Origin of the sequence: Novosphingobium sp. 1529 (genome assembly GCF_040544855.1) — a bacterium.
In the GTDB taxonomy this organism is placed as follows: Bacteria; Pseudomonadota; Alphaproteobacteria; order Sphingomonadales; family Sphingomonadaceae; genus Novosphingobium; species Novosphingobium capsulatum.
The window spans coordinates 598,768-620,388 of sequence record NZ_JBEPKW010000002.1; the positions used below are offsets into that span (position 1 = coordinate 598,768).

At 64.9% G+C, this 21,621-nt stretch carries 20 protein-coding genes; 9 read left to right on the top strand and 11 right to left on the bottom strand.

The window, feature by feature from the left end; genetic code table 11:
• Nucleotides 1-24: 24 nt before the first annotated feature.
• Nucleotides 25-441 (top strand): MarR family winged helix-turn-helix transcriptional regulator, encoded by a 417-nt coding sequence (locus ABIC78_RS07955; RefSeq protein ID WP_158271964.1) that lies wholly within the window; start codon nt 25-27, stop codon nt 439-441.
• A 45-nt stretch (nt 442-486) separates the two neighbouring features.
• On the opposite strand, the gene ABIC78_RS07960 is transcribed toward ABIC78_RS07955, so the two are convergent.
• The 5 genes from ABIC78_RS07960 to ABIC78_RS07980 all read right to left on the bottom strand — a co-directional run bounded on the left by ABIC78_RS07960 (nt 487) and on the right by ABIC78_RS07980 (nt 5,061).
• Nucleotides 487-2,790, bottom strand: coding sequence for a TonB-dependent receptor (locus ABIC78_RS07960; RefSeq protein WP_354488755.1), 2,304 nt, complete (start codon nt 2,788-2,790; stop codon nt 487-489).
• A gap of 288 nt (nt 2,791-3,078) precedes the next feature.
• Nucleotides 3,079-3,348: a hypothetical protein gene (locus ABIC78_RS07965; protein ID WP_171794216.1), complete on the bottom strand. Its 270-nt coding sequence runs from the start codon at nt 3,346-3,348 to the stop codon at nt 3,079-3,081.
• Between the two features lie 67 nt (nt 3,349-3,415).
• Nucleotides 3,416-3,589, bottom strand: a complete 174-nt coding sequence (locus ABIC78_RS07970; RefSeq protein WP_354488757.1) for a hypothetical protein — start codon at nt 3,587-3,589, stop codon at nt 3,416-3,418.
• Nucleotides 3,590-3,754: 165 nt separating this feature from the next.
• The gene (locus ABIC78_RS07975; protein WP_354488844.1) at nt 3,755-4,534 is read right to left on the bottom strand and encodes a sulfite exporter TauE/SafE family protein; all 780 of its coding nucleotides are present in this window, start codon (nt 4,532-4,534) and stop codon (nt 3,755-3,757) included.
• 2 nt (nt 4,535-4,536) lie between these two features.
• Nucleotides 4,537-5,061 carry a rhodanese family protein gene (locus ABIC78_RS07980; RefSeq protein WP_354488759.1) on the bottom strand — a complete coding sequence of 175 codons (525 nt, stop codon included), beginning with the start codon at nt 5,059-5,061 and terminating at the stop codon, nt 4,537-4,539.
• A gap of 184 nt (nt 5,062-5,245) precedes the next feature.
• Between ABIC78_RS07980 and ABIC78_RS07985 the strand changes: the two genes are divergently transcribed.
• A complete protein-coding gene (locus ABIC78_RS07985; RefSeq protein WP_354488761.1) occupies nt 5,246-6,118 on the top strand; it encodes an MBL fold metallo-hydrolase in 873 nt (290 codons plus the stop codon).
• A gap of 18 nt (nt 6,119-6,136) precedes the next feature.
• On the opposite strand, the gene ABIC78_RS07990 is transcribed toward ABIC78_RS07985, so the two are convergent.
• Together ABIC78_RS07990 and ABIC78_RS07995 are read right to left on the bottom strand one after the other, a co-directional pair.
• Nucleotides 6,137-7,093 (bottom strand): MBL fold metallo-hydrolase, encoded by a 957-nt coding sequence (locus tag ABIC78_RS07990; protein WP_354488763.1) that lies wholly within the window; start codon nt 7,091-7,093, stop codon nt 6,137-6,139.
• Between the two features lie 269 nt (nt 7,094-7,362).
• Nucleotides 7,363-7,932 carry a MarR family winged helix-turn-helix transcriptional regulator gene (locus tag ABIC78_RS07995; protein ID WP_171798370.1) on the bottom strand — a complete coding sequence of 190 codons (570 nt, stop codon included), beginning with the start codon at nt 7,930-7,932 and terminating at the stop codon, nt 7,363-7,365.
• 112 nt (nt 7,933-8,044) lie between these two features.
• Between ABIC78_RS07995 and ABIC78_RS08000 the strand changes: the two genes are divergently transcribed.
• The 6 genes from ABIC78_RS08000 to ABIC78_RS08025 all read left to right on the top strand — a co-directional run bounded on the left by ABIC78_RS08000 (nt 8,045) and on the right by ABIC78_RS08025 (nt 17,054).
• The gene (locus ABIC78_RS08000) at nt 8,045-8,581 is read left to right on the top strand and encodes a DUF3237 family protein (RefSeq protein ID WP_169041187.1); all 537 of its coding nucleotides are present in this window, start codon (nt 8,045-8,047) and stop codon (nt 8,579-8,581) included.
• Nucleotides 8,581-10,254 carry a CocE/NonD family hydrolase gene (locus tag ABIC78_RS08005; protein ID WP_354488766.1) on the top strand — a complete coding sequence of 558 codons (1,674 nt, stop codon included), beginning with the start codon at nt 8,581-8,583 and terminating at the stop codon, nt 10,252-10,254. Before ABIC78_RS08000 ends, ABIC78_RS08005 begins: the two co-directional genes overlap by 1 nt.
• A 3-nt stretch (nt 10,255-10,257) precedes the next feature.
• Nucleotides 10,258-10,752: a DUF3237 domain-containing protein gene (locus ABIC78_RS08010; RefSeq protein ID WP_354488768.1), complete on the top strand. Its 495-nt coding sequence runs from the start codon at nt 10,258-10,260 to the stop codon at nt 10,750-10,752.
• A 92-nt stretch (nt 10,753-10,844) separates the two neighbouring features.
• Nucleotides 10,845-13,784: a TonB-dependent receptor plug domain-containing protein gene (locus tag ABIC78_RS08015; protein ID WP_354488770.1), complete on the top strand. Its 2,940-nt coding sequence runs from the start codon at nt 10,845-10,847 to the stop codon at nt 13,782-13,784.
• Nucleotides 13,785-13,860: 76 nt separating this feature from the next.
• Entirely contained in the window at nt 13,861-15,453 is a 1,593-nt protein-coding gene (locus ABIC78_RS08020; RefSeq protein WP_354488772.1) for a carboxylesterase/lipase family protein, read from the top strand.
• Nucleotides 15,450-17,054, top strand: coding sequence for a tannase/feruloyl esterase family alpha/beta hydrolase (locus tag ABIC78_RS08025; RefSeq protein WP_354488774.1), 1,605 nt, complete (start codon nt 15,450-15,452; stop codon nt 17,052-17,054). The genes ABIC78_RS08020 and ABIC78_RS08025 overlap by 4 nt, the downstream gene beginning before the upstream one ends.
• On the opposite strand, the gene ABIC78_RS08030 is transcribed toward ABIC78_RS08025, so the two are convergent.
• From ABIC78_RS08030 to ABIC78_RS08045, 4 genes are all read right to left on the bottom strand, one after another.
• On the bottom strand, nt 17,036-17,434 hold the full coding sequence (locus ABIC78_RS08030; protein ID WP_022676589.1) for a YybH family protein: 399 nt from the start codon (nt 17,432-17,434) through the stop codon (nt 17,036-17,038). The two genes, ABIC78_RS08025 and ABIC78_RS08030, sit on opposite strands and share 19 nt — an antisense overlap.
• Nucleotides 17,431-17,829: a nuclear transport factor 2 family protein gene (locus ABIC78_RS08035; protein WP_354488776.1), complete on the bottom strand. Its 399-nt coding sequence runs from the start codon at nt 17,827-17,829 to the stop codon at nt 17,431-17,433. The genes ABIC78_RS08030 and ABIC78_RS08035 overlap by 4 nt, the downstream gene beginning before the upstream one ends.
• Nucleotides 17,826-19,211, bottom strand: coding sequence for a spinster family MFS transporter (locus ABIC78_RS08040; RefSeq protein ID WP_354488778.1), 1,386 nt, complete (start codon nt 19,209-19,211; stop codon nt 17,826-17,828). Before ABIC78_RS08040 ends, ABIC78_RS08035 begins: the two co-directional genes overlap by 4 nt.
• Nucleotides 19,212-19,384: 173 nt before the next feature.
• The gene (locus tag ABIC78_RS08045) at nt 19,385-20,563 is read right to left on the bottom strand and encodes a GGDEF domain-containing protein (protein WP_354488780.1); all 1,179 of its coding nucleotides are present in this window, start codon (nt 20,561-20,563) and stop codon (nt 19,385-19,387) included.
• 200 nt (nt 20,564-20,763) lie between these two features.
• Between ABIC78_RS08045 and ku the strand changes: the two genes are divergently transcribed.
• On the top strand, nt 20,764-21,621 hold the full coding sequence (gene ku / locus ABIC78_RS08050) for a non-homologous end joining protein Ku (protein WP_354488782.1): 858 nt from the start codon (nt 20,764-20,766) through the stop codon (nt 21,619-21,621).

Genomic DNA, 21,621 nt, shown 5'->3' on the forward strand with positions numbered 1-21,621 from the left:
CATCAGATCGAGATGAATATTTCCATGGACAATCCGTTTCTCGCCTATCCCGGCTATCTTCTGCGCCGCGCCGCCAGCAGCCGCCTGGCCCAATTGGCGCAACATCTCGAGCCAATGGGCGTGGGCGTATCGGAAGCCTCGATCCTGGTGCTGATCGGCCGCAATCCAGGACTGTCACAAGCCGAATGCGGGCGCCTGCTGTCGATCAAGCGCCCCAACCTCAACCCGATCATCCGCCGCTTTGTGGAACGGGGACTGGTCGTGACCGGGCCGGGCCGCGGCCGCATCCAGACTTTGCACCTCAGCCCAGCCGGAACAAACCTGGCCGAACGCATCGTGGCAGAATTTTCCGCCCATGAAGCGCGCATCTATGCCGCGGTGCCAGAGCATCTCAAGGCCGAACTGGTGCCTTTGCTGCGGGCATTGTGGTGCCCGCCATAATGCTTTCCCGGCAGGGCAAGCGCCCCGCCGGGAAGAGACGCACCATCAGAACGTCTTGCTGAAGCGCACGCCATATTCGCGCGGCGCGCCATAGAGTTCGTTCTTGCCGTTCTGCCCGGCGACATAGAACTTGTTGGCCAGGTTGGTGCCATAGACCTCGGCCTTGAAGCCCCCCATGTCGAGCGTGATGCTGCCCTGGAGCAACCCGCGCGCCGCGATCAGGTCGGTAGCCGCCTGATAGGTGGGATAGGCCCACTGCGACCCGATGTAGGCATAGCCCAGGCGCGGGGTCAGCGTGCGTTCACCACCCAGGTCGATGCGATAGGCGGCTGACACGTTCCACGTCCACTTCGGGCTGTAGAGGTTCGGCCCGCCCGACGTGCTCGTGATCACATAGTTGAAGCAGCCGTTGCCGACCGTGCCCGGCGTGCCTGCCGGATTGCACTGCGGCGTGCTTACACCAGCCGGGATCGCCCACTTGTTGACGAGCGAGAGCGCGCTGAGCGAACTGTCGACGAACGACAGGCCACCATCCACCGACAGGGCATCGAACTTGCCCTGGAAGCTGGCCTCAAACCCCTTGATGTCGGAGTTGGCGAGATTGACCACGCCGCTCTGGCCCGACAGCGGATTGATCACGTCCATCTGGAAGTTGTTATACTTCATGTAGAACGCGCCGATCTGCGTCTTCAACCGGCGATCGAAGAAGCTGGATTTCCAGCCCGCTTCATAGTCCCACACCGTTTCCGGGCGAAAGCTGCCGCCCGGCGGGTTGATGCCGCCATTCTTGTAACCGCGCGCGGCAAAGACAAACAGCAGGTTGTCGGCATCGGGCTTGAAGTTTAGCGCGAGCTTGCCGGTCATGCGGCCATCGCCCTCGTTACCGGTCTGCGGCACCAGCACCGAGGCACCTACCGGCGGCACCGTCATCACCTGGGTGATGGTGGAGCCCGGCGCGGCGCGATAGACCGCGCCAAAGCCATCAACGTGGAAATGCGAATAGCGCAAACCGGCATCGACCGAGAACTTGGGCGCCAACTGATAGCTGGCCTGCCCGAATACGCCCAGCAACACCTTGTTGGTCATCGGCTGGGGCAGTGTGGTGAACGCGCCGTTGGTGCTGTTCCAGTTGCGCAGATCAATCTTGTTGCGCTGCGCATAGCCGCCCAGCACATACTTGAATGCGCCGCTGTCGGGCGAGATGATGTTGATTTCCTGGCTGTAAACGCGCTCGCGCACGTTATTGGCGCCAACCACCTGGTTCTGCACCTTGCCCAGCGCAGCCAGCGCGGGATAGCTGGCCCAGTTGGTGGGGTTGATCGAGGTGGCGTCGGTTTCCGACACAGCCGCCAGGCGCTTGTTCTGATAGGCCGTGACCGAGCGCAGCGTCAGCCCGCCATCGAACTGGTACTTCGCTTCCAGCATCGTGGTGAAGGCGCGCTCGAAGTTGGCGACCGGCGAGTCATAGCTCACCGTCCAGGGGGTGTTGGTGCGGCCCACGACATAGGGATTGTTGGCCAGCGTGGTGTTGATCGGCTGCAGCGCAAAACCGCCGGTGCGACGCTGCACCGCCTCAACCTTCAAGTTGGCCTGAAACCCGCCAAGCTTCCACAGCGCCTGCACGCGACCATCAATTTCGTTGAGCCGTTCTGGCTGGTTCTTGGCCGGCCCGATATCCTTGAACCAGGCATCATGGCGATTGAACAGGCCAGAAGCACGGATGGCGAAGTTATCACCCACCGGCAGGTTCAGCGCGCCGTTGATGCCGGCATTGTTGTAATTGCCGTAATTGGCGCTGGCATAGCCACCCAGCTTGCCCAGCTGCGGACGCTGCGTGGTGAGGTAGACGGCGCCACCGGTGGAATTGGCACCCGACAGCGTGCCCTGCGGCCCGCGCAGCACTTCCGCGCCAGCCATGTCGTAGAACTGCCCGTTTGACACGATCGGGGTCTGGAACACGCCATCGATATAGGTGGCGACCCCGTTGGTTACCTGCGGCGAAGCGGAAGCAAGCCCGATGCCGCGAATGTTGAAGCTGTCGGTGATGCCGGAACGCGAAATGGTGATGCCGGGCGCGGCGGTCTGCAAATCGAGCGCACGGGCCACGCGCTTTTCGGTCAGGGCGTCACCCGAAAGTGCCGTCACGGCGATGTTAACGCTCTGCACGCTTTCACGACGGCGCTGCGCGGTGACGACGATGTCCTTGACGTCGGGATCGCTCGGGGCAGCGGAAGCCGATGCAGCGGCTGGCTGTTCCTGCGCATCGGCAGCGAACGCCGGGATCGCGCAAAGGGCCGAGGTGCCCAGCAAAGCGCACGCCAGCCATGGTTTCACTCGATATGCAGTCATTTTCCCTCTCCAAACCTGCAACGCGTTTCGCGCCATCAAGTTATGTTATATAACATATTATAGGAATGATCCAGAGGCTCATTGGAGCGCCCGCAAGAGATTTTCAGCTGTGGCTGCTTGGCAACACCGTCGAAAGCCAGCCTCAGCTGACTGGGGGGAGCAGGCTTCGCGATTCCTTCGACCGGCGGCTGATCCCGATTCCAAGCAGTGCCGCATCACGCATAAAGTCAGCCTGTTCAGATACATGAGCTGGACTACAGCAGTTGCCCCCAGGCACCAGCGGTTCTTTCACGAACTGGCGACGGGCCAGAACGGGATCGCCGTGCCGTCCCGGGTGACCAGGCGCGATCCCTGGTTGTAATAGTCGATCGCGATTGGCAGACCGAACAGCCGCCGCATCAGCGCATAGCCGGGCATGATCTCGAGCTTGGCCCGCTCGGCCAGCAGCCGGTGCCAGTCCGTCTCGGTCAACCACCAGCGCACGGGTTGAAATTCGTCAGCCCTTCCCCGTGCCGCCGTGCCATGGAAGAGGTATTCGGCGCGCTCGAGAATGCTCATGCGGCCAGTTCCACACCGCGCGTGTACCAGGCAGCGCCCGCCCCGGCCACACAGGACGGCAGACGCGTCACGACGATCGACGGCGCGTTCCGAGCGCCTGCGCGAAAAGCAGTCCGGCCGCGCCAGCAACCAAGATGGCACTGCCGCGCCCCGCAAAGGCGATAGCCGCATCGGCAGCCGGCCGGGCATGCGCCGCCATCACCAGCGCAACGATGAACAAGGCTATGCTCGATGCCAGCATGACCGCAACTGTGCGTCTGATCATGGTGCTTGGCTCCGGTTTCAGGCGAGCCAGTGTACGGACCAGCCAGAACGCCTGCTACCGCTATTGCCGAAGGTCATCGCGCTTTGGCCCAAAATCGACGGGCAAAATGCGATGGTGCGAACCGCTATGGAACAGCGCCGGTCAGAGCGAGGACAGCGTCACATAGGTGCCCACCGCGATGACCACGGCGGCAAACCCGCGCTCTAGCAGCCCCTTGTGCGTACCGATGATCTTGCCGAGCGCGATGCCCGCCATCGTACCGATGACGCCACCGGCAACCAGCAATGCCGTCACGTTCCAATCCACCAGCCCTGACAGGGCGTACGATGCCGCAGTGGTGAAGCCCAGCGCGCTGACCACGGCGAGCGACGTGCCGATGGCAAGCGGCAGCGGCATGGCGGTGGCCAGAATCAGCCCCGGCACGATCAGAAACCCGCCGCCAATGCCAAAAAACCCTGCAGCCAGGCCAACCGCAAAGCCAATCGGAACCAGGCGCGGCAACAGCTTTGCCGCGCTTTCGCGGGTCAGCCGCACGTCGGGCGCCTCCTGCCCACGCCGCTTGCGCAACATCAACAGGCCCACGCCGATCATCAACAGCCCGAACAGCACCAGCAACCGTTTGCCGTCAACAGCCTTGCCCAGTTCGGCACCCAATGCCGCGCCTGCCATGCCCGACAGGGCAAAGACGCTGGCACAGCGCCACTTCACCCGCCCGCCGCGCGCATGACCGACCAAACTGGCCAGCGCATTGACGGTGACAGCGACAGCGGCGGTGCCGATGGCGGCGTGCGGCGAACCAATCCGCACGACATAGACCAACAGCGGCACGGCCAGAATCGATCCCCCTCCCCCGACCAGGCCAAGGATCAAACCGATCACGCCGCCCGACAGGAGCGCTGCGAGGACAGTGGCGGAGTGCATGATCACCGCAAGACACCAGCCCGCCGGTTCCATGGCATCACCCGCAGCAGATGGGCCATGCCGCACCATCCCGTCACGCCGGCAAACATCAGCCCTGCGCCCACGAACGCCGACAGCGCGAAAAAGCCCGGCGCGACGAGCACGCCAAGCAGCACCCCGGCCAGCACCAGCGCGCCCGCGGTAATCTGCACCTGGCGCATGATCTCCAGCGGCTGCGCCCGGTCGATCACCGTAGGGTGGCCAGCCTGCCGCCAGGCGTCGATCCCGCCGCCGAGAATGAAGGCAGGTGCGCCCCCGGCTGCGGCGGCGAGCTGGGCTGCATTGGCGGCAGTCCGCATTCCTGACTTGCAGTGGAAAACGACTGGCCGATCGTCCCGCGGCAGATCGCCGATGCGGTCCAGCGGGATGTTGACGGCACCGGGAATACGCTCGCACGCGTGTTCATCGGCGCCGCGCACATCGACCAGACGAGCGCCAGTATCGATCGCGGCGCGGGCATCTAGGGGGGAAAGGTTGGCAAGCGTCATCGCATCACTCCTTGCAGCATCAGCCGGCGTGCATTGCCGAGCGCCTCAAGCGTATCGGTGACCTGCCCGGCCTTGGCCTAGAACGTCGCCAGATCCATCAGGGGCCTGACCATCAGCGCCGTTCCATTAGATATTGCTAAAGTAGCATATCCTAATATATTAGCAAGGGCTAACGGAGGAAATGATGGCACAGCCCTTTATCCAGGCGTTCTTCGACGAACCGACCAACACGATCAGCTACCTGGTTGCAGACCCGGCTACGCGCACAGCGGCAGTGATCGACCCCGTGCTCGACTTCGACATGGCTGGCGGAATCGCCGACACGCGCTCGGCCGCGCAGATCCTGGCCTTCGCCCAGGCGCATGACTGGCGGATCGCCATGGTGCTGGAAACGCACGCCCACGCTGATCATCTGTCGGCGGCACCGTTCATCAAGGCACATACCGGCGCCTGGATCGGGATCGGCGTGCATATCCGCGACGTGCAGAAGATTTTCCGGCCCGTGTTCGCCATGGACGATCTTAAGACCGACGGTTCGGATTTCGATCGGCTGTTCGCGGATGGTGAGCGTTTTGCCATCGGGGAACTGGAGGTTGAGGTGCTGCATGTGCCCGGCCACACGCCGGCCGACGTGGCCTATCACATTGGCGATGCAGCATTCGTGGGCGATACGCTGTTCATGCCTGACTATGGCACCGCGCGCGCCGATTTCCCGGGCGGAGACGCCCGCACGCTCTATCGCTCGATCCGCCGTCTGCTGGCCCTGCCCGATGCGACGCGGCTGTTCCTCTGCCACGACTACAAGGCGCCGGGCCGCAATGACTACCGCTGGGAAACGACCGTGGGCGAACAGCGCCGATCCAGCATCCACGTTCACGACGGCGTGAGCGAGGACGATTTCGTCGCCATGCGGGAGCAGCGTGACGCCGGGCTGTCGGTCCCCAAGCTGCTGCTCCCCTCGATTCAGGTCAATATTCGGGCCGGCCAATTCCAACCGGCCGACGCGAACGGCGTCACGTATCTGCGCATCCCGGTGAAATGGCAGAAGCGTGGGTAATTCGCCGGTGGAAACCGATCAAAGCGCAACTTTGGTCAGGTCTGCACCCACGATGATCCGCCCTTTGAAAACGCTGCGAATTTCAGCGACGTCCGACGGATCGGTGATGCCAATATGCGTGAGGACCAGGGTCTTTACTCCTGCCGCTGCGGCCAGCTTGCCCACTTCCAGCGGCGAGAGATGTTCGCGGTCCATGTGTGGTCGCACAAACGGCGGCACCGCCGCACGATCAGCGTTCGAGGCCATTTCCGAAACCAGAACGTCGGCGCCTTTGGCCAGCGTCGCCACTGCTTGAGAGGGACCGGTATCGCCGGTGAACACGATCGAGTGCCCCTTTGCGTCAAAGCGCAAAGAATACGACTTGTTGACCGCCGCCGGGCTTCCGTCAGGAAAGTCAAAGTGCGTGTTGACCACGGCCGACACGCTCACGTTGCCATCGTCGAAGATGGTGCCCGCCCCATATTCATGGGCCACCACGAACTCTGCGGGGGTGTGTTTCAATCCCTGCTCAGCCATGCGGATGCGAGCGTTGGGAACCATGACCTGGGCCACACCCCTGACCAAATCGACGGTGCCAGCCGGGCCATAGACATCAAGACGTGGCGCGCGCAGCGTATAGCTGAAAGATGCCAGCCCTGGCAGCCCGGCATAGTGATCATCGTGCAAGTGGGTGAGGAAAACGATCGGCGCTGCGGGAGCCTGCATTCCTGCCTTGCCCAGTTGATGCACCACTCCTTCGCCCGCATCGACGAGATAATTCCGGCCGCCAATCGTCAGCAGCGTGGCAATGCCAGCGCGATCGGCGCGCGCCAGGGGGCCGCCGGACGTCCCGAGCAGCAACAGCCCATCTGACGCTTGCGCGGGGGCGGTGCTGGCCGCCGCCGCTGTTGCCGGCTTGGTGGAGGCAACAGCGCTGCCCGCCATCGCCGCACAAACCACGACCGCGAGAGTTTTGGCCAGAATTACCTTGCGCATCATTCTATTCCTTGCGCTGGCAAGCCGCGTCGTAGCGCGTCGCAGCTCAGCGTTTTGAATGTATTGGAGCATTGGGAGAACGTAGCGACACTCGGACTCATACCTGCCGGAATGACGGATAATCGCCCGCATGCATCCTCTCCTGCACCGCCTTATCGGCCCGCGATACGGCAGCGCGCTATCAGCCAGAAATACATTTTACCTCTGATGCCATTGGATAGGCCTATGGCCAGGTCGAAACGACCGCATGAAACCGCGATGTCGCGGCTTCACGCCTTCAGCGCATCCGGGTTTGACAGCACAATCCGGCGCATCACCGTGCGCAGTGCGGTGTCGAGTTGGGCGCGGTCTTCGCTCGACAGGTCTTCCAGCCATTCCTCGTACATATGGGTGCGTTCTTCACGCACCATGGCGTAGATCGCCTTTCCTTCCGGCGTCAGCGAGATCAGGCTGCTCTTGCGGTTGCGCGGGTTGGGATCGCGCTGGATCAGCTTGCGCGACTCGAGCGCGGCAACCGCGCGACTCACCTCGGAACGATCAACAAATGCCGCCTCGGCAATTTCGGCGGCGCTGCATTGCTTCATCAGTTCGACGTGGGAGATGACGCGCCATTCCGCCAGCGACATGGCCGCGCGGTCGCGCACGTGTTGCGAGGTGACGCGGTCGATCATCTTGGCCAGCAGCAGGACCCGATAGGGCAGATGGCTCAGCCCGAACAGCTGCCAGCGCCGCTCTGACGCGGCCAGCATCGCGTGCCCGTCACTCTGGCCCGGCACGAGGGAACTGTCATCCGCGACGCGCGCGTGGCTGGGATTTTCACTGGCGCTGTCCGTGTCCATGCCCATCGCCATAGCCAAAAGAATGCCCCTTGTCATGCCAGACTTGTGGATGTATCAACACCTGACATAGTGAGAAATCAACAACTCGCAAAACTATTCAGGAGAGGATCGCTTGGCCGAATCCCACCCCCCTGCGCCGGCACACCCCCCGGTGTCGGCGCACCCCCTTGCGTCCGACCATCCGTTCGCGCCGCGCTGCGAATTTGCCTTTACCATCTCGATCGATCTCGCCGGTCTGCGCTGGATCGAACCCTCTGCCATTGGCGATACCCGCGCGGCGATCTATGCGGCCAAGGGCACGATCGAGGGGCCACGCCTCAACGGCCGGGTGATCCCGATGTCGGGTGGCGATTTCCCGTTGCAGCGCCCCAACGGCGTGATCGATTTCGATGCGCGCTACTTGCTCGAAGCCGATGATGGCGCGGTGATCTATATGCAGAACCGCGGTTATCGCTGGGCACGCAGCCCCGAAATCGCGGCGCGCATGGCCCGCAACGAGGACGTGGGCACCGACGATTACTACATGCGCGTGGCGCCCCGGTTCGAAGCGCCCGAGGGGCCTCATGCCTGGATGAGCCAGCACGTGTTCATCGGCGTGGCGGAAAAGATCCCCAACGCCAACCGCATTCACTACTTCGTGGTGATGTGATGGTTGCGCCCGCGTTTGCCCCGCTCATGCGCCCCGGCAAGGATCCCCATAGCGCGCCGGGCAAGCCGCCCCTGCCGCCGCGCGATCATGCGATAGAGCATGATGCCGGGCTGGTGATCGAACGCAACGTGGCGATCCCGCTGCGCGATGGCGTGCGCATCTTCGCAGACATCTATCGCCCGGCAGGAACGGCGGGCCTGGCAGACCTGCCCTGCCTGCTGTCGTGGAGCCCCTATGGCAAGCACGCCCGCAGCAACCGGGTGTTCTGGCCCCATTCCGGCGTCGATCCCGCCTGGCTTTCGCCGCTGACGCCGTTCGAAGGCGCCGACCCCCTCGCCTGGTGCCCACGCGGCTATGCCGTGGCAGTAGTCGATCCGCGCGGCGCCTGGCTTTCCGAAGGGGATTTCCACCACAATGGCGCGGTAGAGGCGCAGGACTGCGCCGATACCATCGCCTGGCTGGCAGAGCAGCCCTGGTCCAACGGCAAGATCGGGATGACCGGGGTCTCCTATCTCGCCGCGATCCAGTTCTGGGTGGCGGCGCTGGCCCCGCCCGCGCTGGCAGCGATCAATCCGTGGGAAGGCTTTACCGACTGGTATCGCGAATTTGCCTATCACGGCGGCATTCTCGAAACCGGGTTCCTGCCCCGCGCGTCGGACAACATCGCCTATTCGCTGGGCCAAACCGAAGACACCTGGGCCAATGCCCAGGCCCACCCGCTCCACGATGCGTTCTGGCAGGGCAAGGAAATCGACCTCGGCGCGATCCGCACCCCTGCCTGGGTCGTGGCAAGCTGGTCGGACCAGGGGCTGCACACCCGTGGCACGCTCGAAGCGTTCAAGGCCATGGCCAGCCCGCAAAAATGGCTGACCGTGCACGGTCAAAAGAAGTGGGCCAACTATTACCGGCCCGAGAGCCAGGCCGGGCGCGAAGCGTTTTTCGATCACTTCCTGCTTGGCCGCGCAACCAGCCTGGCGGCCTGGCCGCGCGTGCGGATCGAAGTGCGCGATCGCCACGATATTGCCGAGTGGCGCGACGAGGCCGAATGGCCGCCGGCCCGCATCGAGCCGACGCCGCTGTGGCTAGGCGCCGACGGTGGACTGCACCTGGCCGCACCGCAAGCGGCAGGCAAAACGGCCTATGATGCGCAAACCGGCAGCGCCGTGTTCGAGCACCGCTTTGCCCAGGATACCGAGATCACCGGCCATGCCGCCTTGCGCCTGTGGGTGGAGGCCGAGGGCGCCGATGACATGGACCTGTTCGTTGCCCTGCAAAAGCATGACGCCACCGGCGCGCCTGTGGGACAGACCTTCTACGCCTTTTTCGAAGACGGGCCGGTTGCCCTGGGCTGGTTGCGCGCCAGCCATCGCGCCACCGATCCACAGCGCAGCACCGCGCTACAGCCGTTTCATCCGCATACGGCCGAGCAGCGCCTGCGCCCCGGTGAAATCGTGCCGGTCGATATCGAGATCTGGCCGTCGTCCACCCGCTTTGCCGCCGGGGAAAGCCTGCGCCTGGTGATCCAGGGGCGTGACATTCCCGACAAAGGCCTGCCCGGCCTGCCTTTTGCCCGTCACGAGCAGACCCGCAACGCCGGGCGCCACGTGCTGCACCTGGGCGCGGCACACCCATCGCACCTGCTGCTGCCGGTTGTTCCGGCCAAGGAGGACTAGGTCATGGACCACGCCGACAATCTTGCGCTGCATGCCGAGCACGCGTTCGATATCCGCATCAATTTCGACAAGCGCTGGGTCTGGCCGATTTCGGGCGGAGCCAGCGCCGGCTACACCTCGGTCGGCGCAGACTGCATCGTGTCGGGGCCACGGCTCAACGGCCGGCTGGTCGATTTCAGTGGCGCGGATTGGCCGATCGTGCGCGCCGACGGCGTGGTCGAGTTGAACGCCCACTACATGATCGAGGCCGACGACGGCGCCCATATCTACATCCACAACCGTGGCTATGTGCACGGACCGCTGCGGCTTCCCGGCATGGCCGACGATACGCCAGCCATCCCGCGCTATTTCCGCTGCACGCCCTATTTCCGCGCGCCGACCGGGCCGCACGAATGGCTCAACCGCAGCGTGCTGGTTGGGGTCGGCGTGCGGCGGCCGCACGTATCGCCCAGCGATCCGCCCGACCATTCGCTGTTTCGCTATTACCTCGTGCGGTGATCGAGGCGCCCAGCCACCACCCCCCGCACGAATGCCATCATCAGAACCATAAACCCCGAACCTGCAATCGGGGAACGAGAGAGGACGCCATCATGAAGGGTAAGACTGCCAACGCTTCCGCCCGCCACGCCAGGCTGCTCGCCAGTGCCGCGCTTGGCCTTGCCGCGCTGCCATCATGCGCCGCGGCGCAAGAGGCCCCCGCCGCAACGCCGGCCCCCTCCGCCGATCTGCCCGCTGATCAGCCCGCTGGGGCCGAACGCACCGAAGAGCAGGCGATCATCGTCACCGGTTCGCGCCTTGCCAACTCCTCGTTTAACGCGCCCACGCCGGTTACCACGCTGGGCACCGAGCGGCTGCAAAAGATGGGCTCGACCAACATTGGCGAAGCCCTGGCCACGCTGCCCTCGTTCCGCGCATCGTCCTCGCCATCGAATTCGACCGTGGGGTCCAATATCAGCCCGGTCAATGCGGGCGCCCGCATCGCCGATCTGCGCGGTCTTGGCCAAAGCCGCACGCTGGTGCTGGTCGACAGCCGGCGCTTTGCCCCCAGCACGTCCACCGGCACGGTCGATCTCAACCTGATCCCCACGCTGCTGATCGAACGCGCCGATATCGTCACCGGCGGCGCCTCTGCCGCCTATGGCTCCGACGCGGTTTCGGGGGTGATCAACATCATCCTCAACAAGCATCTCGAAGGGGTGCGCAGCAATTTCGAATATGGTGTGACCGATCGCGGCGATGGCAACAACTACGTGGCCCAGATCGCCGCTGGTACCAGCTTTGCCGACGGCCGCGGCCACGCCGTGTTCGGCGCGGAATACGACAAGGATCTGGGCGTGGGCGGATGCTACACCCGCACCAACTGCTCGAACGAGGTGGGCAATCTGACCCAGACCGCTGGTGTCAACGGGCGGCCGGCCAACAACATTGCCTATAACGTGCACACCGCCACACTCACGCCGGGCGGGTTGATCACCGGCGTGGTCAATGCTGCCGGCACGCGCTCGGCCGCGCGCGGTGGGCCGCTCGGCGGTTTGCAGTTCGATGCCAATGGCAACCCCGTGCCGTTCTCCTATGGCCAGAACGCCGGGGCCTTGTTCATGGAGGGTGGCACGGGTGCCGGCCTCAACAGCTTCTTCGGCGATCCCGCGCTGTCGATCCCGGTCACGCGCTACAACGCGTTCGGCCATTTCGAATACGAAGCCTCGCCCGCTTTCACGGGCTTCATCGACATGAGCTATGGCCATGTCGCCGGATATACCAGCGGGCCCGAAGTGCGCGATGGCGGTTTCCCTGGCAACGGCAGCCTGATCAGGATCGACAATCCGTTCCTGCCCAACGCGATCAAGCAGACGATGCAGGCCAATGGGATTACCGGTCTCGTCATCGGCAAGCTCGGCACCGATTTCGGGCAGATGAACAGCGTGTCCAAGCGCGACACCTTCCGCATCGTCACCGGCGCCAACGGCAAGCTGGGTGGCACCTGGGCATGGGATGGCTACGTCCAGTATGGCGTGACCGATTATACCCAGTCCACGGTCAACGATCGCATCACGGCCAACTATGCCAAGGCGATCGATGCCGTGGCCGATCCCGTCACGGGCAAGCCGATCTGCCGCGTCGCGCTCACCGATCCCAACACGGCGTGCCGGCCGCTCGATATCCTGGGCCAAGGGCAGTTCTCGCCCGAGGCCAAGGCCTATGCCTTTGGCACGACCTATCAGCACACGCGGTTCAGCCAGTGGGCGGGCGCCGGAAACGTGCATGGCACGCTGTTCGAAGGCTGGGCCGGGCCGATGACGCTCGCCACCGGGGTGGAAGCGCGGCGCGATCAGCTGTCGATCACCGTCGACCCGATCTCGGCCGCCAATGGCTTTTACGTCTACAACGCCACGCCCACGCGCGGCCACGTCAACGTGATCGAGGGCTATGTCGAAGCGGGCCTGCCGCTGCTCAAGGACAGCCCGCTTGGCCGCAGCCTTGACCTCAACGGGGCGATCCGCCGCACCCATTACAACACCGCCAACCTGACAGTATCCAACAGCTTCAACGCCACCACGTGGAAGATCGGCGGCACCTATGCGCCGATCGATGGGGTGCTGCTGCGGGTGACGGAATCGCAGGATATCCGCGCGCCCAACACGGCCGAACTGTTCACCACCCCGGTCACGGGCGTGGGCGCGCTGTCCGATACCAAGACCGGCTCGCAAGTGTTCGCCACGATCTACACCGGCGGCAACATCAACCTGCACCCGGAAAAGGCCCGCACGTTTACCACGGGGATCACGCTGCAACCCGGCGGGGCGCTGCGCGGGCTGCGGCTTTCGGCGGATTACTACAAGATCAGCATCCGCGACGCGATCGCCACGCTGGGCGCGCAGGTCATCGTCAATACCTGCAACACCACCGGCGCTGCCGATATCTGTGGCCTGGTGACACGCAATTCCAGCGGCATTCTCCAGTCGGTGTCGGTGCTCTATCTCAATCTCAACCGCCAGGATCTCAAAGGCCTGGATTTCGAAGCCAGCTATCACACCAACCTGGGCGCGGATTCGTCGCTCGATCTGCGCGGCCTCGCCACACATACCATCAAGCTGACCAATAGCGCGGTGCTGATGCCGGGCACAACCACGCCGGTCAACCGGGCTGGCGACAACGGCCTCAACGGGGTACCATCCTGGGTGGTTGACGGGTTCGCCTCGCTGACGCTGCGCCGCCTCACGCTCAACCTGCAGGGGCATTTCATCTCGGGCGGCAAATACGATGCGTCGCTGATCGGGCCGGAAGACCCAGGCTATAGCGTCAATCTGGTCAACAGCATCAACATCAACCGCGTGCCATCACGGTTTTACACCAATATCGGCGCCAGTTTCGATCTGATCAAAAACGGGCCGCGCACGCTCCAGGTCTATGGCAACGTCACCAATCTGTTCGATGTGATGCCGCCGCCCTTGTGGAACGGCAACAACAACTCGGTCTATTACGACGTGATCGGCCGGCGCTATCGCGTGGGCGTACGCTACAACTTCTGACCGACCTGCCGATCGTGGCAAATGGAGGCCGGCCAGCGAGCGGGCCTCCACCAGCCCTGTTTACGGAGTGCCTGCCATGGCTGACAACGCCGCGCTAACCACCCCTGTCAACCGGCGAACCGTGCTGGGCGCCACGCTTGCCGCCGGCGGTGGACTGTGGCTGGCCCCGGGCAGCCGTGCTGCAGAGGGCGGCGTGGTGCGCACCACCAGCGGGCTGGTGCGCGGATCGATCGAGCAGGGCGTGCATGTCTTTCGCGGCTTGCCCTATGGCGCCGACACGGGTGGCGCGCGACGGTTCCTGCCGCCCGTGCCGCCACCACGCTGGTCCGGGGTGCGCGACGCGCTGGCGTTCGGCGATCGCTGCCCGCAGCTTGCCCCACCCGGCGCCCCTGCCGAAACAGGCGCGCGGCAAAGCGAAAACTGCCTGGTCCTCAATGTCTGGACGCCGGGCGTGAACGATGGACAGCGCCGCCCGGTGATGGTGTGGATCCATGGCGGCGGCTTTGCACTGGGTGCCGGCGATGCGCCGGTCAACGATGGGCTGCGGCTGTGTCAGCGCCGCGATGTGGTAGTGGTCTCGGTCAATCACCGCCTCAATGCGTTTGGCTACCTCCATTTCGGGGATCTCGCCAAGTCCGGCACAGCGGTATCGAATGTCGGCCAGCTCGATCTTGTCGCCGCGCTGCGCTGGGTGCGCGCCAATATCGCCACGTTCGGTGGCGATCCTGGCCGGGTCACGATCTTCGGGCAATCGGGCGGGGGATCAAAGGTGGCGGCGCTGCTGGCGATGCCAGCGGCACGCGGCCTGTTTCAGCGCGCGATCCTGCAAAGCGGTTTTGGCACCTATACCATCGCGCCCGATGACGCGGAACGCCAGACCCGCGCGATCATGGCCGCGCTCGGCCTGGCGCCAACCGCGCTCGATACCTTGCGCCAGGTGCCGGCGAAACGCCTGCTCGATGCCATCGCCCAGGTAACGGGCGGTGACCCCACCCGCGGGCCGGGCGTGGTGGCCGATGGCACCGTCGTGCCCCACACCCCCTTTGGCCCCGGCGCACCGCCGGTCGCGCCCGACGTTCCCCTGCTCGTCGGCCATACTGCCACGGAAACGACCGGGTTGTTTCCCCCGCCCGGCGCTTTCACGCTCGATTGGCCGGGCTTGCCGGCCATGCTTCCCGCCAGCGTCCACGACGCGGCAGGCCTGATCGCCGGTTTTCGCGCGCTTCATCCCGGCGCCAGCGCAAGTGACGCCTATTTCGCCATCACGACCGAGCTTGGCATGGGCCGCAATGCCCGCATCGCCGCCGATCGCCATGCCGCGCTCGGTCGGGCACCGGTCTTTGCCTATCTGCTCGATTGGCCGGTCAAGCCGCAGGGTGGCCGCATGCGCAGCCCGCACGGCCTCGATCTGCCGCTGGTGTTCGATACCCTGGCGCGCGCGCCCGGCGCGATCGGCCCCGATTTTGCCGCTGCGCAGCCGCTCGCCGACACCATGAGCGCGGCATGGACGCACTTTGCCCGCCATGGCGATCCCAACGGTGCCGGTGTTCCGCATTGGCCCGCCTATCGGCTGCCCCAGCGGGAAACCATGGTGTTTGCGGCAGTATCGGGCGCGCGCGCCGATCCGCTGGGCGCCGAACAGGCGCTGATCGCACGGTACGCCGCATGATGCGCGGCCTTGCACTCGCATTCGGTCTCTGGCTGGGCATGCTCTGCACCGCCACGGCCAACGCTGTTCCCGCTGCCCCGCTGCTCGCTCTGCCGGAACGAGCCATGCAGCCACCGGTGCTTCCTTGCGCCGCGCTGGTCACGCCCGTCACGGCGCGAGCCGGCGCGATCGCCTATCGCGTGATCAGTGCCAGCGAACAAGATGCCACCTGCCTCGTCACCGGCTATGCCGCGCCACAAACCCAGTTCGTCTTGCGCCTGCCGCTGGCGGGCTATCGCGGCCGCTATCTTCAGGGCGGATGCGGCGGCATGTGTGGCGTGATCGGCAACACCATCGTGCCGTCATGCAGCAACGCCCATCTCGCCGACGGTGGCTTTGCCGTGGCCTTTGACAACGGCGGCCATTTCGGGGCCGGTATCGGTGATGCCACCTGGGCCAGTGACCCGGAATTGCGGATGCAGTTTGCCCACAAGGCAACCCACGCCACGGCGATGGCCGCCAAGGCAATCGTCACGCGCTTTTACGGCAGCGCGCCCACGGCCAGCTATTTCGTCGGCTGCTCGGGCGGCGGACGCGAGGCCTTGATGGAGGCACAACGCTACCCCGACGATTTCGACGGCATTGTTGCGGGTTCCTCGGTCTCCATGCCCGCAGCGATGCAACTGTTCCTGTGGGAAGCGCAGCACGGGCTCGACGCAGCCGGGCATGAGGTCTTCACCCCCGCCGCAGTCGTCCTGCTCCACCAGGCGGTGATCACCAACTGTGACGCGCTGGACGGCATCCGCGATGGCCAGATCGATGATCCGCGCCGCTGCCATTTCGATCCGGCCACGCTCCGCTGCCGCGACAAGGACGGCAGCGATTGCCTCAACACGGCCCAAGTTGATGCCGCGCGGGCCTATTACCAGGGGCCGACCGCGCCCGATGGTACGGCGCTGTTTCCAGGTGGCGCGCCTTATGGCAGCGAACTGGGCTGGATCGGTCCGGGCGCTGCCACGCAGACCGGCAAGTTTGCCGCCGAAGCGTTTCTTTCGCGGCTGCTGCTGCCCGATGCGCTGCCGGAAAACTTCACCTGGCGCGATTGGCGCTTCACCCGTGCCAGCCTCGCCCGGCTGCTTGCCGCCGGGGCGCCGTTCGATGCCACCGATCCTGATCTCACCCGCTTTCGCGCCCATGGCGGCAAGCTGATCCTGTGGCAGGGCCTGGCCGACAATGCCGCCGGCGCGCGCGGCATGCTTGATTACTATCAGGCCGTGCGCGACACCATGGCCGGCCTTGCCGCCACGCGCGCGTTCGCCCGGCTGTTCCTGGTGCCCGGCGGCTATCACTGCCAGGGCGGCTATGTGCCCTATGAGCAGGATTTCCTGGGGGCGATGGTGCAATGGGTCGAACAAGGGAATGTGCCCGATGCAGTGCCGGCAGTGGCGCGCCTCGCCGATGGTGCGCTGCGCGAAAGGTCGCTTTATGCCTATCCCACGGGCACGCGCTATCTGGGAGGTGACGTCAACCGTGCGGGCTCATTCGCGCCGGCCGCGCCCAGTACCGAACCGGCCGATGGCTTTCCTTGGCCGGGCAGCAAGGCTCACGCCACAGGGCGATAAGCCCGCTTGAGCACGGCCGCGCGAATGCGGGTGTAGTGCGGCCCGGCAAAATCATAGAATACCAGGCTGTTGAGATAACGCCGGTCACCGCGCCGCATCGGCCCGGCGGCAAATTCCGGCAGGTCGGTCAGCGCCAGGAATTCGGATTCCAGCTCTGCCGCCAGCACCTGGCCATCGTGAAAGCATTGCCGCACGGTGATGGTGCGCTGGGTCTGCTGCTTGATCGGGCGATAGAACGCCACGATCGCCTCGCGGCCCACCAACTGGGTGCCGTTGCCGATCACCAGCCGCACATCGGGCGCATAGAAATCGCACAAGGCATCATAATCGCTGCGGTTGAACGCATCGATATAGGCGGCAAGGCGGGCCTCGGGCGTCATGCTGCACCCCTGCCAAAGCGCGCCGATCGCACGCGGACAAAGTGTCCGTCTTCAATATCATAGATCACGAAGTTAACGCTCTCCCGGCGATCGCCCACGCGCATGGCGCCAGTCGGCATCTCGGGCCAGTCGCGACGCGCCACCAGGCTCGTGCGCAGTTCGGCGGCAATGCGGCTGCCGTCCGGCGCGCCGACAAACGTCAACAGGTCCAGCGTTTCATCGAGGTGCGCCTTCACGGTGCGATAGAAATCAAGCACCGCCGCACGCCCCACCACTTGGGCAGCCTGGCCGGCAAAGACCACGTCCGGCGCATAATAGGCGCCAAAGCCGTCAAAATCGTTGCGGTTGAACGCGGCGATATAGCCCTCGAACCAGGCACGCAGATCCGCGCTCATGCCGCCGGTTCCGCCACGAAATAGTCTTGGCGCAGGGTGCGCGCTGCCAGCAGGAACATGGCCGCGGCGATAAAGAACACGCAGACCGAGGCCATCAGTGCGGACCGCAGCCCGCTGGCCGAGGCTGTGGCACAGGCCTGGTGCGCCGCATCCAGCGCCGCCATGCCAGGTCGCGCCGCCGGGCACCGCGCCAGATAATCCGCCGCGCCATAGGCTCGCGTGGCAAACCAGTCGCTCATCCAGCCCACGAACGTGGGACCGCCGCCATAGCCAACCAGGGTATAGAACATGCCAAACACCGCAGCCCCGGTGGCGCGCATGCGCGGCTCCAGTAGGTTCTGGATCATGCCCGTGGTCGGCCCATAATACAGCAGCAGGAAGCAGCCCGAGATGATCAACAGCACCGTGCCGGTAACCGGCGAGGCAGCATTGAGCGCAATCCAATAGGAGAACGGCGCGATGAGCAGGCCGATCGCCGCGCCCCAGGCCGGCCAGCGTCCATCACCCCGCCGCGCCAGCCAGTCGGTGCCGAACGACCCGATCAGCAGCCCGCTGCCCAGCGCCAGTGCCGAAATCGTGCCATAGAGCGTGCCGGCCGTGCGCGCCGGCAGATCATAGGCACGGCTGAGGAACACGGCCAGGAACTGCGAGATCGAACTCATCCCAAAACCCGCCAGCGCGCCGCCGGCGATCACGTAGACCAGCGCCGGCTTGCGCCCCACCACCTTGAGGAACGCGCGAAAATCGGGCGCCGGGCGCGGCGTTGCGCCAAGGCCATCGGCCAGCCCGCGGCGCGGTTCGCGCAGCAGCAGCACCACGAGCAGGCCTATCAGCAGCCCCGGCAGGCCCATCACCACGAATGCGGTGCGCCAGCCCCACAGCCCCGCCACCGCGCCGCCCGCCGAAGCGCCGATAAACGTACCGATCGGAGACCCGAGGAGGATCAGCCCCATGACCGAGGCGCGCCGCTGCCGGGGAAAGAGATCGCCAACGAGCGACGAGGTCGCCGGCTGCGATCCTGCCTCGCCCATGCCCACGCCAATGCGGCACAGCATCATCTGGACAAAGCTGCCGGCCGCGGCACAGGCCATCGTCATGCCCGACCAGAACACGATGGCGGCGGTGATGATGCCCAGGCGCGATCGGCGTTCCGCAAGCCGGCCGATCGGCACGCCGAGCAGCGCATAGAGCACTGCGAACGACAAGCCCTGGAGAATGCCAAGCTGAAAATCGCTGAGCGCCAGGTCGCTCTTGATCGCCTGCGCGGTGACAGCAAAGACCGAACGGTCGGCGAAGTTGAACGTCGCCACCAGGAAACTCATGGCGATGAAAGTGCGGCCATATCCTGGCGACAACAGCCGCTCGTCTTCATCGTTGCGCATCGCTCTCCTCCGCCCGGCATCGCGCCGCGCTTGTCTCGTGCTGCGCCGCTGCCATGGCAGTCTTGCGCCTTCACCGCCGTTGTGGAGGAAGGTTGGTGATTAATCAATACATATCTGGTGCTGGTCTGGCATGCGTCCCAGAACCACGCTGCAAGCGCGATCGAACCGAGGGATCAGGCCACTGCCATGGCCGGTGGCACCAGCGCGACCAGCGCGGGTTCCAAGCGATTGCGGCCCAGAGTCTTGGCGGCATAAAGCGCGCGGTCGGCCAGGCCGAGCAAGGTTGCCACATCGCGGCCGGTGTTGCCCAGTTCGGCCAGCCCCACGCTCACCGTCGCGCTGACAGCGACGCCGCTGCGGCACAGCACGGCGCTGTCGGCAAAGCGGTCGATCACCGCCTGGCCAACGCGACGCGCGCCCTGGCCGTCGTACCCGGGCAGCATGATGGCAAATTCCTCCCCGCCGATGCGCGCCAGCAGGGCATGCGGGCCCACCACATCGCGCAGGATCAGGGCAAAGGATTTCAGCACCTTGTCACCCGTCGCGTGGCCAAAGCGATCGTTGATCGACTTGAAATGATCGATATCGAATGCCAGCAGCGCCAGGTCGCCGGGCGCGGCCGCGATCAGCTCGGCGCCTTCGCTGAAAAACCAGCGGCGGTTGCCCAGTTCGGTGAGGTGATCGGTCGTGGCCAGGCGCACCAGGCCGGCATCGGCCTCTTCACGCACCAGTACCAGCATCACCATCGGCAGCACGACTGAATACAGTACACCGGTATAGAGCGTCACCGTGCTCGACAGTTCGATGGCACCCTGGCCAAAGCGCGCCACGATACCCGGCAGTACGAGTGCCCGCGCGGCATAGACCACACCGTGGAACCCGGTCACAGCGATCAGCACATTGCGCGAGCGCAGCGTGCGCAACGGCGGGCTGCGCCATGCCTCCCAGGTAGTGGCAAGACACACGATCGCGATCGGCACCGCCGCGGCATAGAGCCAGGTCCACACCGCCCACTGCGCCCCGCCCCAGGCCCATAGCGCGGCCATACCGCCCAGCAGCAGCGCCGACTTGCCCCGGTGCCGCCGCCCATCGAGCGCCGCCACCGCATCAAGCACGACCATATAGCCGCACAGCATGACGAGGTTGCTCAACACCGCGCCGGTAATTCCGGGAATGTGCGTGCGCGTCGTCGCGATCACGCAACCGGTGGCCAGCACGGCATAGCCGGCCGCGCAGGTTCCCAGGAACCGCCGGCGCGCCGGCTGCGCGTTGCGTTCCCACAGGGTCATCCCGGCGCTGGCGACCAGCGTGACGACGATGAACAGATAGATCGTGAAAAGCGTGTTCGTCATCGTCGGATGTCGGCGTCCTGGTCGGCTCGGCCAGATACTGCACGGGATATGAAAAATTTATCGTTAACCCTGGAGCGGCCCGGAAAATTTAGTGTCGCGCCTTTTTGAGCGGCTCGCCGGCATGCCGGCATCAATCTTGACATAGGTTCATCGGGGGAACCCCTGCCACGCCCGGCGCTTTTGCTAGGCGGAGGTACACCATGCCCGCTCGCGCCTATTGGCAAGGACAGATCCGGCTCGCGCTCGTCTCCATTCCGGTGGAGGTTTACCCTGCCACGCGCTCTGGCGCGGCGATCAGCTTTCACCAGATCCATGAGCCTTCGGGCAAGCGCATCCGCTATGAGAAGGTGGCGCCCGGGGTGGGGCCGGTAGACCGCGATGAAATCATTCGCGGCTATGAGGTATCCAAGGATGAATATGTCCTGCTCGACGACGAGGAGATCGCGGCGGCGCAGGTGGAAAGCCGCAAGACGCTAGAACTGGTACAGTTCGTCGAGCCATCCGAGATCGACGTGCTGTATTACGAAAAACCCTATTTCGTGGTGCCGGCCGACGACCTTGCCGAAGAAGCCTATGGCGTGCTGCGCGATGCCCTGCGGCAAACCAGGCGCGTAGGGCTTGGCCAGTTGTCGGTACGCGGGCGCGAGCAACTGGTGTCGCTTAAACCATGCGGGCGCGGGCTGGTGCTGGAAGTGCTCCGCTATGCCGACGAGGTTCACCGCGCGCAGGGCTATTTCAAGGACATCCCCGAGACGGAACCGTCAGAGGATCTGATCAACCTTGCCACAACGCTGATCGAAAAGAAGACCGCACCGTTCAAGCCTGCCGAATTCCACGATCGCTATGTCGATGCGCTGCACCGGCTGATCGAGAAGAAGCGCAAGGCGGGCACGGGCAAGCGCATTCTCGAAGATGCCGAAGACGATTCCGGTGGCAAGGGAGGCAATGTGATCGACCTGATGGCCGCCCTGAAGAAATCGGTGGGAGAGGACAAGCCCGCGCGAAAACCCGCGAAAAACCCGGCCCGCAAGCCTGCCACCCGCCGCAAGAAGGCATAG